14 protein-coding genes are annotated in these 13545 nt (G+C 70.6%); 6 read left to right on the top strand and 8 right to left on the bottom strand.

Annotated elements, in window-relative coordinates; translation table 11 throughout:
* Nucleotides 1–20: 20 nt before the first annotated feature.
* The 3 genes from ACFYWX_RS28405 to ACFYWX_RS28395 form a co-directional block, all read right to left on the bottom strand.
* Nucleotides 21–1448 carry a DUF2637 domain-containing protein gene (locus tag ACFYWX_RS28405; RefSeq protein ID WP_389426946.1) on the bottom strand — a complete coding sequence of 476 codons (1428 nt, stop codon included), beginning with the start codon at nucleotides 1446–1448 and terminating at the stop codon, nucleotides 21–23.
* Between the two features lie 168 nt (nucleotides 1449–1616).
* Complete coding sequence (locus ACFYWX_RS28400) at nucleotides 1617–2528, bottom strand: DUF3558 domain-containing protein (RefSeq protein WP_389426945.1); 912 nt, start codon at nucleotides 2526–2528, stop codon at nucleotides 1617–1619.
* 118 nt (nucleotides 2529–2646) lie between these two features.
* A complete protein-coding gene (locus ACFYWX_RS28395; RefSeq protein ID WP_389426944.1) occupies nucleotides 2647–3519 on the bottom strand; it encodes a DUF3558 domain-containing protein in 873 nt (290 codons plus the stop codon).
* 206 nt (nucleotides 3520–3725) lie between these two features.
* On the opposite strand from ACFYWX_RS28395, the gene ACFYWX_RS28390 reads away from it, so the two are divergent.
* On the top strand, nucleotides 3726–4919 hold the full coding sequence (locus tag ACFYWX_RS28390) for an RtcB family protein (RefSeq protein ID WP_389426943.1): 1194 nt from the start codon (nucleotides 3726–3728) through the stop codon (nucleotides 4917–4919).
* Nucleotides 4920–4966: 47 nt separating this feature from the next.
* Here the strand turns inward: ACFYWX_RS28390 and ACFYWX_RS28385 are convergent, their stop codons facing one another.
* On the bottom strand, nucleotides 4967–6235 hold the full coding sequence (locus ACFYWX_RS28385; protein WP_389426942.1) for a GNAT family N-acetyltransferase: 1269 nt from the start codon (nucleotides 6233–6235) through the stop codon (nucleotides 4967–4969).
* A gap of 83 nt (nucleotides 6236–6318) precedes the next feature.
* Nucleotides 6319–7095 carry an SDR family NAD(P)-dependent oxidoreductase gene (locus ACFYWX_RS28380; RefSeq protein ID WP_389426941.1) on the bottom strand — a complete coding sequence of 259 codons (777 nt, stop codon included), beginning with the start codon at nucleotides 7093–7095 and terminating at the stop codon, nucleotides 6319–6321.
* A 226-nt stretch (nucleotides 7096–7321) separates the two neighbouring features.
* On the opposite strand from ACFYWX_RS28380, the gene ACFYWX_RS28375 reads away from it, so the two are divergent.
* Nucleotides 7322–7756 carry an ester cyclase gene (locus tag ACFYWX_RS28375; RefSeq protein ID WP_389426940.1) on the top strand — a complete coding sequence of 145 codons (435 nt, stop codon included), beginning with the start codon at nucleotides 7322–7324 and terminating at the stop codon, nucleotides 7754–7756.
* A 9-nt stretch (nucleotides 7757–7765) separates the two neighbouring features.
* On the opposite strand, the gene ACFYWX_RS28370 is transcribed toward ACFYWX_RS28375, so the two are convergent.
* The gene (locus ACFYWX_RS28370; RefSeq protein WP_389426979.1) at nucleotides 7766–8101 is read right to left on the bottom strand and encodes a YnfA family protein; all 336 of its coding nucleotides are present in this window, start codon (nucleotides 8099–8101) and stop codon (nucleotides 7766–7768) included.
* Between the two features lie 229 nt (nucleotides 8102–8330).
* On the opposite strand from ACFYWX_RS28370, the gene ACFYWX_RS28365 reads away from it, so the two are divergent.
* Entirely contained in the window at nucleotides 8331–8804 is a 474-nt protein-coding gene (locus ACFYWX_RS28365; RefSeq protein WP_389426939.1) for a MarR family winged helix-turn-helix transcriptional regulator, read from the top strand.
* Here the strand turns inward: ACFYWX_RS28365 and ACFYWX_RS28360 are convergent.
* On the bottom strand, nucleotides 8801–9208 hold the full coding sequence (locus ACFYWX_RS28360) for a winged helix-turn-helix transcriptional regulator (RefSeq protein ID WP_389426938.1): 408 nt from the start codon (nucleotides 9206–9208) through the stop codon (nucleotides 8801–8803). The genes ACFYWX_RS28365 and ACFYWX_RS28360 overlap by 4 nt on opposite strands.
* A 124-nt stretch (nucleotides 9209–9332) precedes the next feature.
* On the opposite strand from ACFYWX_RS28360, the gene ACFYWX_RS28355 reads away from it, so the two are divergent.
* Nucleotides 9333–10223 (top strand): NADP-dependent oxidoreductase, encoded by an 891-nt coding sequence (locus tag ACFYWX_RS28355; RefSeq protein ID WP_389426937.1) that lies wholly within the window; start codon nucleotides 9333–9335, stop codon nucleotides 10221–10223.
* 4 nt (nucleotides 10224–10227) lie between these two features.
* Here the strand turns inward: ACFYWX_RS28355 and ACFYWX_RS28350 are convergent, their stop codons facing one another.
* Complete coding sequence (locus tag ACFYWX_RS28350) at nucleotides 10228–11652, bottom strand: MFS transporter (protein WP_389426936.1); 1425 nt, start codon at nucleotides 11650–11652, stop codon at nucleotides 10228–10230.
* A gap of 110 nt (nucleotides 11653–11762) precedes the next feature.
* Here ACFYWX_RS28350 and ACFYWX_RS28345 point away from each other — a divergent pair, with 110 nt between their 5' ends.
* Nucleotides 11763–12851: an LLM class flavin-dependent oxidoreductase gene (locus ACFYWX_RS28345; protein ID WP_389426935.1), complete on the top strand. Its 1089-nt coding sequence runs from the start codon at nucleotides 11763–11765 to the stop codon at nucleotides 12849–12851.
* Nucleotides 12848–13522, top strand: a complete 675-nt coding sequence (locus tag ACFYWX_RS28340) for an FMN reductase (protein WP_389426934.1) — start codon at nucleotides 12848–12850, stop codon at nucleotides 13520–13522. The genes ACFYWX_RS28345 and ACFYWX_RS28340 overlap by 4 nt, the downstream gene beginning before the upstream one ends.
* Nucleotides 13523–13545: the final 23 nt, after the last annotated feature.

Raw genomic sequence — 13545 nt, 5'->3', positions numbered from 1 at the left:
CCACCAGGAGGGCCCCTTTTCTACGCGATGTGGTCTTCTTCCAACTGCGCGTTGTGGCGGTTGGTGAAGCGGCTGACCATGCGCTTCGCATCCTCCGCGGGGAGGGTGATACCGAACTCGGCCTCCACGTTGTCGATGAACTCACGTGGGGTCGGGTAGCCGCTGCCGCTGATCGACTGCTTGAAGACCTGGTAGTACGACTCCTCGTCCGGCTCGACCGGCGCGGTACCGCCACCTTCGCCCAGCTCGCGGGTGCGGCCACGGGTGACCGGGATGGGGAAGCTGCCGGTGTCCTCCGGGGAGGGGGACTGGGGGGCCGGGGGCTCCTCGTACCGCTGGGGGCCCAGGAACTGCTGGCGGCCCAGGAACTGCTGCGGGTCCTGGAACTGCTGGGGGTCCTGGAACTGCTGCGAGTCCTGGAACTGCTGGGGATCCGGGTACTGCTGCTCCTCGTACCACTGCTCGTACTGCTCGTCGGGCACGTACGAGGGGTCGTAGCCGCCCTGGTACTCGCTCTGGGCGGGGGCCTTGAACCATGGGCTCTGCTCAGGTCCGGGCTCCGGCTCAGGTCCGGGTTGGTAGGCGGCTTGCTGCGCGTCGGGGTTGCTGACCAGCTGTGGACGCTGCTCGCCGGGAGGTGCCGCTCTCCGTGGGACGGGTGGCGCCCCAGCGGCACGGCTGCCCGCAGCTGGGGCGGCTGATGGGGCGGAGCCGTCGGCCGCGCGAGCCGGCGGCAGCTCCTGCTGCGGCGCCGACGGGATCAGTGCCGGCTCTATGCCCGCCGCCGCCAAGCCCGATGGGGCCGTTTCCGCCAGCGGGACGCCGTACCGCGCCAGCCTCAGCGGCATCAGGGACTCCACCGGGGCCTTCCTCCTCCACGCTCGGCCGAAGCGGGAGCGGAGGCGGGCCTGGTAGACGAGGCGTTCCTGCTCGAGCTTGATGACCTGTTCGTAGGAGCGGAGCTCCCAGAGCTTCATGCGGCGCCAGAGGAGGAACGTGGGGAGCGGCGAGAGGAGCCAGCGGGTGAGGCGGACGCCCTCCATGTGCTTGTCGGCCGTGATGTCGGCGATACGGCCGATGGCGTGCCGGGCCGCCTCGACAGAGACGACGAACAGGACCGGGATCACCGCGTGCATGCCGACGCCCAGCGGGTCCGGCCAGGCCGCAGCGCCGTTGAACGCGATCGTCGCCGCCGTCAGCAGCCACGCCGTCTGGCGCAGCAGCGGGAAGGGGATGCGGATCCACGTCAGGAGCAGGTCCAGAGCCAGCAGCACGCAGATACCCGCGTCGATGCCGATCGGGAAGACGTAGCTGAAGTTCCCGAAGCCCTTCTTGAGGGCCAGCTCGCGGACCGCCGCGTACGAACCGGCGAAGCCGATGCCGGCGATGATCACGGCGCCGGCCACGACCACGCCGATGAGAACGCGGTGCGTCCGAGTCAGCTGCATTGGCGCGGCCACCCGTACTCCCCTCCCCTTGCGTGCTGTTGCGCGCAACAGGGTGGCACATGTGTGCGCCGGACGCGTGGTCGGTACGGGCGGAGCCCGGCCCCAGGAAGGGGCCGGGCTCCGTCAAACGGCCGCTCCGAGCAGGGAGTTGACCGCCAGGTGTGACAGTCAGCTCTTCTTCGCCGCTGACTTGGACGGGGAGGCACTCGCGGACTTCGACGGGGTCGCCGACGGCTCCTTGGACGCCGACTTCGACGGCGTCGGGCTCGCCGTGCCCGCACCCGAACCGGAGCCCGAGCCCGAGCCGCCCTTGCCGTTCGCCGACGAAACCGCCGCCACCGCCTCCTTGGCCGCCTTCTCCGCCGCCTTCGTCAGATCGTCGGAGCTCGGCGCCTTGTCGCCGGCCAGGCCCGCACCGTTGTAGTCGACGGTCACGACGACGTTCTCCACGCGCGTCACCACCGTCTGCTGCTTGAAGCCGCCTTCCTTCTTCTTCAGGTCGTAGCGCACCAGCGTCGCCTCGTCGCCCGTACCGGCGACCGGCTCCGACTTCGCGTTCTTCGCGCCCGACACCGCCTGGGCGTCCTTGACCTGCGACGCGTAGTACTCCTTCGCCAGCTTGTCACCCGCGCCACGCGTCTGGTCCGACTCGAAGCGCAGCAGCGACACGTTCAGCCAGCGGAACTGGGAGCCCTTCACACCGTTGTTGGCGAGGCTGCTCCAGGAGCAGCTGCCCCGCGTCGACGCGTCGCTCGACTTGCCCTCCTTGCCCGACTTCGCCTCGGGCACCAGGTCTTCCAGGGTCTTCTTCGGCAGCACCTTGCACGACTCGGGCAGCGTCCGGTACGCGGCCGCCTGCACGGTCGGAGACGCGCTCGCGGACGTGCTCACCTCACTGCCGGCGCCCTGCGTGGCGGCATCGGCGGAGCCGGAATCGGAGTCGGAGGAGCAGCCGGCGGCCACCAGCATCACGGGGACGGCGGCCGCGCTGACAAGGACGCGGTTCAGGCGCTTGGCTCGCTTCGCTCGCTGGTCACGCTGGTCTCGCTGGGCTCGTCGCTGCATGGTTCCTTCACTCATGACGCTCGTGGTTCCTGCGGTCGGATCGGGTCCGAGGGGCCACGGTACGCGGTGAAGGAGCTGTGTGTTCTCGCTTTGTGACCTTCGCGGCAGGCACCGGGCACGCACTGAAGGGGTGTCAGCCCGCCAGCGAGTCGGCCAGCTGGGAGGCCAGTTTCCTCGCCCTGTCCTGCATTTCCTCGCTGTCCGGGACGATGCCCACCGTCGTCGGCTGCTCCATGTACTCGATCGTCACGATCACATTCGACGTGCGGAACGCCACAGTCACCGTGCGCTGCTTGGCCGTCGAACCGGAGCTGCTCAGCTCGTCGTCGAGGAACGCCTCGTCGCCGAGATCGCTGAGGACCCGGGGCTGGAGGTCGATCGGGGTGGCGGTGTCGGACGCGGAGGGCGAGGAGGTCGAGGAGGAAGAGGGAGACGTGGACGCCGAGGAGGACGGGGAGGACGGGGAGGCGCTGGGGTCGGCGGAGGGCGCCGCCGTGTCCTCGCCGCCGGTGGACCCTGCGGCCCCGACGGTCCCGGTGGACTCGGAGGCGGTCGGCTCCGGGAGGTCCGCCGCGGTCTCCTTCGTCGCGAAGAGCTGCTCGGCCTGGTTGTCGTCGCTGACCGCGTTGTCGTACGACACCACGCGCTCGAAGTCGACGAGCAGATGGTCGGTGGCCTGCGCGCCCTGCACCTTCCAGTTGCAGCCGACCTTGCGGTCCGTGTTGTACGTCAACGTCGCCTCGCCCGCGTAGGCCTTCTCCCGCTGGTCGGGGTCCGCGACCTGCTTGATGCCGGGCAGCATCGCGTCGAGGGTGCCGCGGCGGACCGCGCCGCACGGTTCGGGGAGCGAGGTGTACTTGCCGGGCTGCGCCGCCGCCGTCGCCGTACCGGCGTCGCCGGGGTTGGAGTCGTCCGTCGTGCCGCCGTCGTCCGAGCTGCCCGTGCAGCCGGCGAGGAGCGCCGCGAGGAGCGCGGCGACGCCGGATACGTACGCCTTCCGCTGCACGGTCAGGCTCCTCTCGACGGTGTGTCCGCACGTGTCTGTGCCAGTGTCCCCGCTGGTTATTCGCTTGCCGCGCGGGGGCTGCCACTGGAGACAATGTGTATCGCACGCAGAGCTGTGGACGCCGGTCCGTTGTCCCTTTTCATCGACCTTGGCGCTGGTTTTGCGACTTGAGACTTCTGTTTTGTTTCCGGGGGAATGAGGACGATATGTCGTACGTCGAGATGCCTGGCGCGAAGGTCCCGATACGCATGTGGACCGATCCCGCGACGGTCGAGGAGGGCGCCCTCCAGCAACTCCGCAACGTCGCCACCCTCCCGTGGATCAAGGGCCTGGCCGTCATGCCCGACGTCCACTACGGCAAGGGCGCGACCGTCGGCTCCGTCATCGCCATGCGGGGGGCCGTGTGCCCCGCGGCGGTCGGGGTGGACATCGGCTGCGGGATGTCGGCGGTGCGGACGTCACTCACGGCGAACGATCTGCCGGGGGATCTGTCCCGGCTGCGGTCGAAGATCGAGCAGAGCATTCCGGTGGGGCGGGGCATGCATGAGGATGCCGTGGACCCCGGGCGCATGCACGGGTTCGCGGCCGACGGGTGGGACGACTTCTGGGGGCGCTTCGACGGGATCGCCGAAGCGGTCAAATTCCGGCAGGAGCGCGCAACGAGGCAGATGGGTTCGCTCGGATCCGGCAACCATTTTGTCGAAGTGTGCACGGATTCGACCGGTTCTGTGTGGCTCATGCTCCACTCCGGTTCCCGGAACATCGGCAAGGAGCTGGCCGAGCACCACATCGGCGTGGCTCAGAAGCTGCCCCAGAACCAGAACCTGGTCGACCGCGACCTCGCCGTCTTCATCGCGGACACCCCGCAGATGGCGGCGTACCGCAACGATCTGTTCTGGGCGCAGGAGTACGCGAAGTACAACCGGTCGATCATGATGGCGCTCCTGAAGGACGTGATCCGCAAGGAGTTCAAGAAGGCGAAGCCGACCTTCGAGCCGGAGATCAGCGCACACCACAACTACGTGGCCGAGGAGCGCTATGACGGCATGGACCTGCTCGTCACCCGCAAGGGCGCGATCCGGGCCGGTTCCGGCGAGTACGGGATCATCCCCGGCTCGATGGGCACCGGTTCGTACATCGTGAAGGGACTCGGCAACGAGAAGGCCTTCAACTCGGCGTCGCACGGCGCGGGTCGGCGCATGAGCCGCAACGCGGCCAAGCGTCGCTTCTCGACGAAGGACCTGGAGGAGCAGACGCGAGGCGTGGAGTGCCGCAAGGACTCCGGTGTCGTGGATGAGATCCCGGGCGCGTACAAGCCGATCGAGCAGGTCATCGACCAGCAGCGGGACCTCGTGGAGGTCGTGGCGAAGCTGAAGCAGGTCGTCTGCGTGAAGGGCTGAACGTACCTGCGAGGGGCCCGGGCCGATCAGGCCCGGGCCCCTCACTGTTACCCCAGCCGTTTCTCCAGCAGTGTCACCGCGTACGGACTCCCCGAGCCGCCGTCCTTCGCGGGTTGTTCGCCGACGACCGTGTAGCCCGCGGACTCGTAGTACGTGCGGAGGCGGGGGTTGGAGGAGAGGCAGTCGAGGCGGGCGTAGGGGCGGGCTTTTGTGGTGATGTGGGATTCCGCTTCTGCCAGCAGCATGCGGCCCGCGCCGGGTGGGGCCGTGTGCGGGACCGTCATCAGGCGGTGGATGTAGCCCGCGTCGGGTGGGCGGGGGCCCCAGGCCGCGGGGTCGGTCCACCAGAGTTCCCACGCGCCGGCCACGTGGTTTCCGGCGTACGCCAGCCAGACTTCGCCGTCGCGCATGACCTGGCGGAAGTGCGCCTCGTCCTTTTCGCCGGGCTGCCACTGGGTGATGCCCCGGGCCAGTTGCCAGAGGGCTGCCGTGTCGCGGAGGCGGACCAGGGTGGGGGCGTCGGCGGGCGTGGCCCTGCGGTAGGTCAACGCCGGCCATGTGGTGGGGCGCGGTTCCAGGAGGTGACGGCGGAGGGTCTCGGAGAGCGCCTTCGCGTTCAGGCCCAGGGTCTGGGAGACGTACGCCTCGGGGGAGCCGTAGCGGGCTCTGAACGACTCCAGGTACAGGCGCATCACCCTCTCGGGGGCGCGAGCGAAGCCCGGCCAGGTGGGGGTGCGGCCCCCGTTGCGGGTGCGCCAGTCCGCCAGCAGGGCCGGGGTGGCCAGTTCCGTGAGGGTGAAGTCCTCGATGATCGCGGGTTCCGGGATGTCCAGGAGGCCTAGGACCAGGGCCGCCAGCTGGCCTGTGCGGTCCTTGCCCGAGGCGCAGTGGAAGACCAGGGGCTCATCGGATTCCGCTGCCTGGGCCACCAGTTCCAGTGCCCTGCGGATCTCCTTCGTGCCGTCCTCCGCGACCTCCATGTAGCGCTCGGCCAGGTAGGGGCCCGGGTCGACGTCGGGGGTCTGGGCCGCCTGGTTGTAGGGGCGGTGCTCGATGCTGAGGTTGTGGTACGTGAAGGAATCGTCCGCCGGGACGCGGCCCCGCTGGTCCGCCTCCCAGGGGTGGCGCAGGTCCAGCACCGTGCGGATGCCCAGGGAGAGGAAGCGGTCCCAGTCCGGTGTGCCGGGGCCCAGCTGTCCGAGGGAGTCCGAGCGGAAGAGGCGGCCCGGGCGGACGCGGTGTCCGCCGTCGGCGGTCCGGTAGCCGCCCAGGTCACGGAAGTTGTGCAACGACGCGAAGGGTATGTGTCTGTCCACGTTCCCCGACCCTAGGCGGTCCTTCACCGCGGTGACCTGGGGTGCGTTCGTTGCTCAGCGTCGCGGATCCGGCTGATCCGGTGTCACAGCTCCCTGTGCACCTTCGTGTTGGATGCCTGGGCGCGAGGGCGGAGGACGAGCAGGTCGACGTTGACGTGGCTGGGGCGGGTCACCGCCCAGGTGATGGTGTCGGCCACGTCGTCCGCGGTGAGGGGCTCGGCGACGCCCTCGTAGACCTTCTGCGCCTTCTCCTGGTCGCCGCCGAAGCGCGTGAGCGCGAACTCGTCGGTCCTGACCATGCCGGGGGCGATCTCGATGACCCGGACCGGCTGGCCGACGATCTCCAGGCGCAGGGTCTCGGCGAGGACGTGGGTGCCGTGCTTGGCGGCGACGTAGCCCCCGCCGCCCTCGTAGGTGCCGTGGCCGGCGGTGGAGGAGACGACGACGATCGTGCCGTCGCCGCTCGCGACCAGCTTGGGCAGGAGGGCCTGCGTGAGGTTCAGGGTGCCGATGACGTTGGTCTCGTACATCGTGCGCCAGTCGGCCGGGTCGCCGGTCGCGACCGGGTCGGCGCCCAGCGCGCCGCCCGCGTTGTTGACGAGTACGCCGATCGTCTTGAAGGCGGTGGCGAACTCGTCGACCGCCGCGCGGTCGGTGACGTCCAGCTGGTACGCCGTCGCCGCGCCGCCTGCCGCGTTGATCTCCTCGGCGAGCTGCTCGATGCGGTCCTTGCGGCGCGCGGTCAGGACCACGCGGTAGCCGGCCGTGGCGAGCTGTCGGGCGGTGGCGGCGCCGATTCCGCTGCTCGCACCGGTGACGACGGCGATGCGGGAGGCGGCGGACGGTGCGGCGGTGGCCATGGGGCTGCTCCTCGGGTGCTCGGGCGTTCGTGCGATCGGCCTGCGCCGCCCAGGATAGGTGGCGGGGGCATTCGTACGGGTCGGGGTCCGGGGCGTGGGACGGGTCACGGGACGGGCCATGGGGCGGCTTCGCGGGACGGGTCATGGGGCGGCTTCGCGGACCGGACACGGGCTGTCGCGCGTGAGAAAATGAGGTGGGTGATCCCCTGACACACGGAGGTGGATCATGGGTGATGCGCGTGAGGTCATGGACCGGCTCACCGAGGCGCTCACCACGAAGGCGGACCCCAAGCTCATCGCCGAGCTGTACGCGCCGGACGCGGTCGCCGTCACCCCCGACGGCGGGGAGCTGCACGGGCGCGAGAACATCGCCGACTACTGGCGTCAGATGACCGAGATGATCACGGATGCCCGCTACGAGTCGGTGTATTCGTACGAGGTCGGCGACACCGCGGTCGACGAGGGGTTCTTCCACGGCAGGAACACGGGGCCGATTCCGCTGCCGTCGGGGGAGTCGCTGCCCGCTACCCAGAGGGAGATCAGGATCCGCGGGGTCGACTTCGCGAAGGTGGAGGACGGCCGGATCGTCAGCTACCGGCTGTACTTCGACCAGATGGAGTTCCTGGGGCAGCTGGGGCTGCTGCCCGAAGAGCTGAAGTGAGCCCGCCGCTCAGTCACCTCGCGGTGCCCACATGATCACCGCCATGCCCGCGAGGCAGATCAGTGCGCCCGTGATGTCCCAGCGGTCGGGGCGGTAGCCGTCGGCGACCGCGCCCCACAGGATCGAGCCGGCGACGAAGATGCCGCCGTACGCGGCGAGGATGCGGCCGAAGTGGGCGTCCGGCTGGAAGGTGGCGACGAAGCCGTACGCGCCGAGTGCGAGGACTCCGCCCGTCATCCACAGCCGGCCGCGGTGTTCGCGCACGCCCTGCCAGACCAGCCAGGCGCCGCCGATCTCGAAGAGGGCGGCGAGGACGAAGAGGGCGGCGGAGCGCAGGACGAGCATGCGTGCAGCCTGCCACGGCACTCCGGCGGGGCTCGACGTCACCTGATGGAGGGCGCCTGCGGGGCGTTCCGCGGGGGATACATCAGGTACGTCCGGTCGGTCGTCCATGTACCACGCGTCGTCCATGTACCACGCGTGCTGGACACGGGCGACCCGTACTCCTTCTGACCCGTCCGCTTCCCACTTCCGACTACGATCTCCGCACGGCGCGAACAAAGGGGTGCAGGCCATGTCCGGGAACGCGCGGTCGCGACTGCTGGACGAGCTGTCCACCGTCTCGCGCCGCTACATGGCCTCGTACGCCCTCTTCAACCAGGCTCTCGCCGACCATCTGGGCCTGCATCCCACGGACCTGCAGTGCCTGAACCTGCTGACGCTGGAGCGCGAGCCGGTGACGACGGGCCGGGTCGCCGAGCTGACGGGTCTGACGACCGGGTCGGCGACGCGCCTGGTGGACCGGCTGGAGAAGGCCGGGTACGTGGTGCGGGAGCGGGACGCGGAGGACCGGCGGCGGGTGCTGGTGGCGACGGTGCCGGAGAAGATCGTCGAGTTCGGGCGTGTGTGGGACCGGCTGGGCGGTGGCTGGGTGGCGCTCTTCGACGACCTCGACGACTCCGAACTCGCCCTGCTGGTGAACCACATGAGGCGTACGACGGAGTTCAGCGCGGCCCAGGTCGCCCGCCTGCGGGCCGGGAACGTCTAGACGTCGTTCCCCTCGTCGTAGCGCTCCCGTGCCGCGTGGACCTCGTCGATGTGGTTCTCCGCCCAGTCCTTCACTGCGGTGAGGAGGAGGGCGAGGCTGCGGCCCAGGGGCGTGAGTTCGTAGTCGACGCGGACCGGGACGGACGGGGTGACCGTGCGGGCGAGGATGCCGTCGCGTTCGAGGGTGCGCAGGGTCTGCGTGAGCATCTTGGGGCTGACGCCGGCGATCTTGCGGCCAAGGTCGCTGTAGCGCAGCGGGCCGCCGCCGGAGAGGGCCGCGACGACGAGGCTGACCCACTTGTCGCTGAGGCGGCCGAGGAGCTGGTTGGTGGGGCAGCCCCGGATGAACGCGTCGTACTCGAGGCGTGCCTGCTCGCGTCGCTGGGCCGCTGTCGTGGTCGCCATGGCTCTCCTTCGGGTGAGGTAGGCACCTTCAGGTACCTACTTCCCTATAGATAGTAGCTCTTCCTAGGGTTGTGGAAACGGGGCGGTGGTCGCCTCGGGTGGCCGGTGAGCAGGGAGAGTTGTCATGCGTGCAGCAGTGGTTACGACGTTCGGCGGTCCCGAGGCCGTGGAGGTCGTGGATGTCGACGTGCCGGAGCCGGGTGCGCGGCAGGTGCGGATCAAGGTCGCGGCGGCCGCGCTGAACCCGGTGGACGCGGGGGTGCGGCAGGGTGTCTTCGGGGGTGCGGGCAAGCGGATCGGTCTGGGCTGGGACGTCGCCGGGACCGTGGACGCGACGGGGGTGGCGACCTCGTGGAGTGTCGGCGACGAGGTGGTGGCGCTGGACTACGGCATGGTGAAGCCGCTGGGCACGCACGCCGCGTACGTCGTCGTGGACACGGACGCGGTGGCCAAGGCGCCGACGACGGTCGACGCGGTGCACGCGGCGACGCTTCCGCTGAACGCCCTGACCGCCGTACAGGCCCTGGATCTGCTGGAGTTGGCGCCGGGTGCGTCGCTGCTGGTGACGGGTGCGGCGGGCGCGGTCGGCGGGTTCGCCGTCCAGCTCGCCGCGCACCGCGGGATCCCGGTGACCGCGCTGGCCCGGGAGGGCGACGAGGAGCTCGTACGGTCGTTGGGTGCCGCCCACTTCACCGCCGGGGACGTGGAGCCGGGCAGTGTCGACGCCGTGCTGGACGCGGCGGTCATCGGGGAGCGGGCCCTGGCGTGGGTGCGGGACGGCGGTGCCTTCGCCGGTGTCATCCCGCAGGCGGAGCCGGCCTCCGAGCGCGGGGTGCGGACCGGCGCGGTCGAGGTGAGCGCCGACGGGGCGCGCCTGGCCGAGCTGGTCCGGCTGGTCGAGGCGGGTGTCCTGACGCTGCGGGTGGCCGAGACGTACGCCCTGGAGGAGTCCGCGAAGGCGCACGCCCGGCTGGGGGAGGGCGGGGTGCGGGGGCGACTGGTGCTGGTGCCCTAGCTCGTCAGTGGTGCTGCTCCTGCGGTGCCTTGCGCGGCAGGAGTCGTACGAGGGGCAGGCATACGGCGATGGCCGCGGCGACCACGACGAGGCTCACGGTCATGGCGTGGGCCTCGTCGCCGTCGGCCGCATGGAAGTACACGGTGGTCACGGCCGCTGCCCCGATCGCGTTGGCGACCTGCTGCACCGCGTTGAGCGAGCCGCTCGCGCTGCCCGCCTCCTCGGGGGCGATGTCGCCGATCGTGACGTCGTAGACCGTGCCGAAACAGGTGCCCATACCGACGCCGATGAGGAGCACGGGCGGGACCAGCTCCCAATGGTTCAGGGACGTTCCGGAGTCGATGACCAGGAGCGCCAGGTAGCCGCAGCCCGCGAGGACGATCAGCAGCCCGGCGACGACGAGCCGGCGGCCGTAGGCGTGGATGAGGCGGTAGCAGGCGATGGACGCGACAACGATCCCGAGCGACAGGGGGATCAGGCCGAGCGCGGTGTCGGACGGTGAGCGGCCGAGGCCGTGCTGGAAGAAGAGGGAGATGACGTAGAGGAGGCCGGCGGTCGCGGCGAAGGCGACGATGCCGAGGAGCAGGCCCGAGGTGAAGCCGCGGTTGTGGAGCAGCGACGGTTGGATGAGTGGCCGGGTGGCGGTGCGCTGGCGGTGGCAGAAGCCGGCGAACAGGGCGAGGCCCAGGAGCAGGAGGACGAGGGGGCGGCCGGTCCAGCCGTGGTCCGAGCCGTCGATGAGGCCGCCGAGCAGGCCGAGCAGCGCGCCGGCCAGCAGCGCCGATCCAGGTCCGTCGACGGAGACGGCCGGGTCGCCCGCGTCGCGGGGGAGCAGCCGGAGTGCGGCGAGCAGGGCGGCGCCGCCGAGGAACAGGTTGATCAGGAACATGGGGCGCCAGCCGAGGCCGCCGAGGTCGGCGTCGACGAGGAATCCGGCGAGGATCGGGCCGCCGACGGCGGACAGGCCCATGACCGGTCCGAAGAGGCTGAAGGCCTTGCCGATCTGGTCGCGGGGCCAGGTGGCGCCGAGGATGCCGAAGCCCTGCGGGATGACGAGGGCCCCGAAGGCGCCCTGGGCGAGCCTGGCGGCGACCAGTTGCTCCGGGTTTCGCGCGAGTCCGCAGGCCAGGGAGGCGATGACGAACCCGGCGAGGCCGGTCAGGAACAGGCGGCGGCGCCCGTACTTGTCGCCGAGCCGGCCGCCGGGCACGAGCAGCACGCCGAGCGCGAGGGCGTATCCGGCGCCGAGCCACTGGACGAGGGCGGGGCCGCCGCCGAGGTCGGCGGTGATGGTCGGGGCGGCGATGTTGGTGATCGTGGCGTCGAGGAGGTCGAGGACGTCGGCGGCGAGGACGACGGCGAGGATCGCCCAGCGGGTGCGGGCGCGGAGGGCCGGTCTTTCTTTTGCGTCATGCAGTGTCTGTGTCACGCAGGTAAATATGAAGGGTGCGGGCTGGGCGGGGCAACTGGAATAAGGGGGTGAGGCCGACCGTTCAGCGGTATAGTTGAACGGTCAACAACTTTGGAGGTTGAGCGACCATGCAGTTCGGGATCTTCAGCGTCGGCGACGTCACGCCGGACCCCACCACGGGCCGTACGCCGAGTGAGCGCGAGCGCATCAAGGCCATGGTCGCCATCGCGCTGAAGGCCGAGGAGGTCGGGCTCGACGTCTTCGCCACCGGCGAGCACCACAACCCGCCGTTCGTGCCGTCGTCCCCGACGACGATGCTCGGCTACGTCGCGGCGCGCACGGAGAAGCTCATCCTCTCCACCTCCACGACCCTCATCACCACCAACGACCCGGTGAAGATCGCCGAGGACTTCGCGATGCTCCAGCACCTGGCCGACGGGCGCGTGGACCTGATGATGGGCCGCGGCAACACCGGCCCGGTCTACCCCTGGTTCGGTCAGGACATCCGGCAGGGCATCAACCTCGCCATCGAGAACTACGCCCTGCTGCACCGGCTGTGGCGCGAGGACGTCGTGGACTGGGAGGGGAAGTTCCGTTCGCCGCTCCAGGGCTTCACGTCCACGCCCCGGCCGCTGGACGGGGTCGCGCCGTTCGTCTGGCACGGCTCCATCCGCTCCCCGGAGATCGCCGAGCAGGCCGCGTACTACGGCGACGGCTTCTTCCACAACAACATCTTCTGGCCGGCCGACCACACCAAGCGGATGGTCGAGCTGTACCGGGCCCGGTACGCCCACTACGGGCACGGCACGGCCGAGCAGGCGATCGTCGGTCTCGGCGGTCAGGTGTTCATGCGGAAGAACTCCCAGGACGCGGTGCGCGAGTTCCGGCCGTACTTCGACGTCGCGCCGGTCTACGGGCACGGGCCCTCCCTGGAGGACTTCACCGACCAGACCCCGCTGACCGTCGGCTCCCCGCAGCAGGTCATCGAGAAGACGCTGTCCTTCCGCGAGTACGCCGGTGACTACCAGCGCCAGCTGTTCCTGGTGGACCACGCCGGGCTGCCGCTGAAGACCGTCCTGGAGCAACTCGACATGCTCGGCGAGGAGGTCGTGCCGGTGCTGCGCGAGGAGTTCGCCAAGGGGCGGCCGGCCGACGTGCCGGAGGCCCCGACCCACCAGTCCCTGCTCACCGCCGCGCGGAAGGAGACCGTCGCATGAAGCTCGTCGTCGTCTCGGCGGGGCTGAGCGTCCCGTCCTCCACGCGACTGCTCGCCGACCGGCTGGCCGCGGCGACCACCGAGCGGACCCCGGCCGAGGTGCGGGTCGTCGAGTTGCGCGACCTCGCCGTGGAGATCGCGCACAACCTCACCAACGGGTTCCCGGGGCGGAACCTCGCCACCGCGATCGACGCGGTGACCGGGGCCGACGGGCTGATCGTGGTCACGCCCGTGTTCTCGGCGTCGTACAGCGGGCTGTTCAAGTCGTTCTTCGACGTGATCGACCCGGACGCGCTCAGCGGTAAGCCGGTGCTGATCGCGGCGACCGGCGGCAGCGCCCGGCACTCGCTCGTCCTGGAGCACGCCCTGCGCCCGCTCTTCGCCCACCTGCGGGCCGTCGTCGTACCGACCGCGGTGTACGCCGCTTCGGAGGACTGGGGCGCGGAGGGGCTGCGGGGGCGGATCGAGCGGGCGGCGGGGGAGCTGGCGGGGCTGATGGCGGGGCTCTCGACGGCCGGGCGCGGCTCTGCGGCGGCCGGGGACGGTTCTACGGCGGCCGGGCACGGTTCTTCGGCGGCCGGGGGCGGCCCGTCGGCGGCGCGGGCCGTCGAGGACGCGTTCGAGGTCGTGCCGTTCGCCGAGCAACTCGCCGCGCTGCGGCCCACGGGGTGAGCCGCGGCGACGGTGAGAGGACG

Origin of the sequence: Streptomyces sp. NPDC002888 (assembly GCF_042888465.1) — a bacterium.
GTDB lineage: Bacteria > Actinomycetota > Actinomycetes > Streptomycetales > Streptomycetaceae > Streptomyces.
Note: the sequence above shows the minus strand (reverse complement) of the source record. Positions and strands in the feature narration are given on the sequence as shown.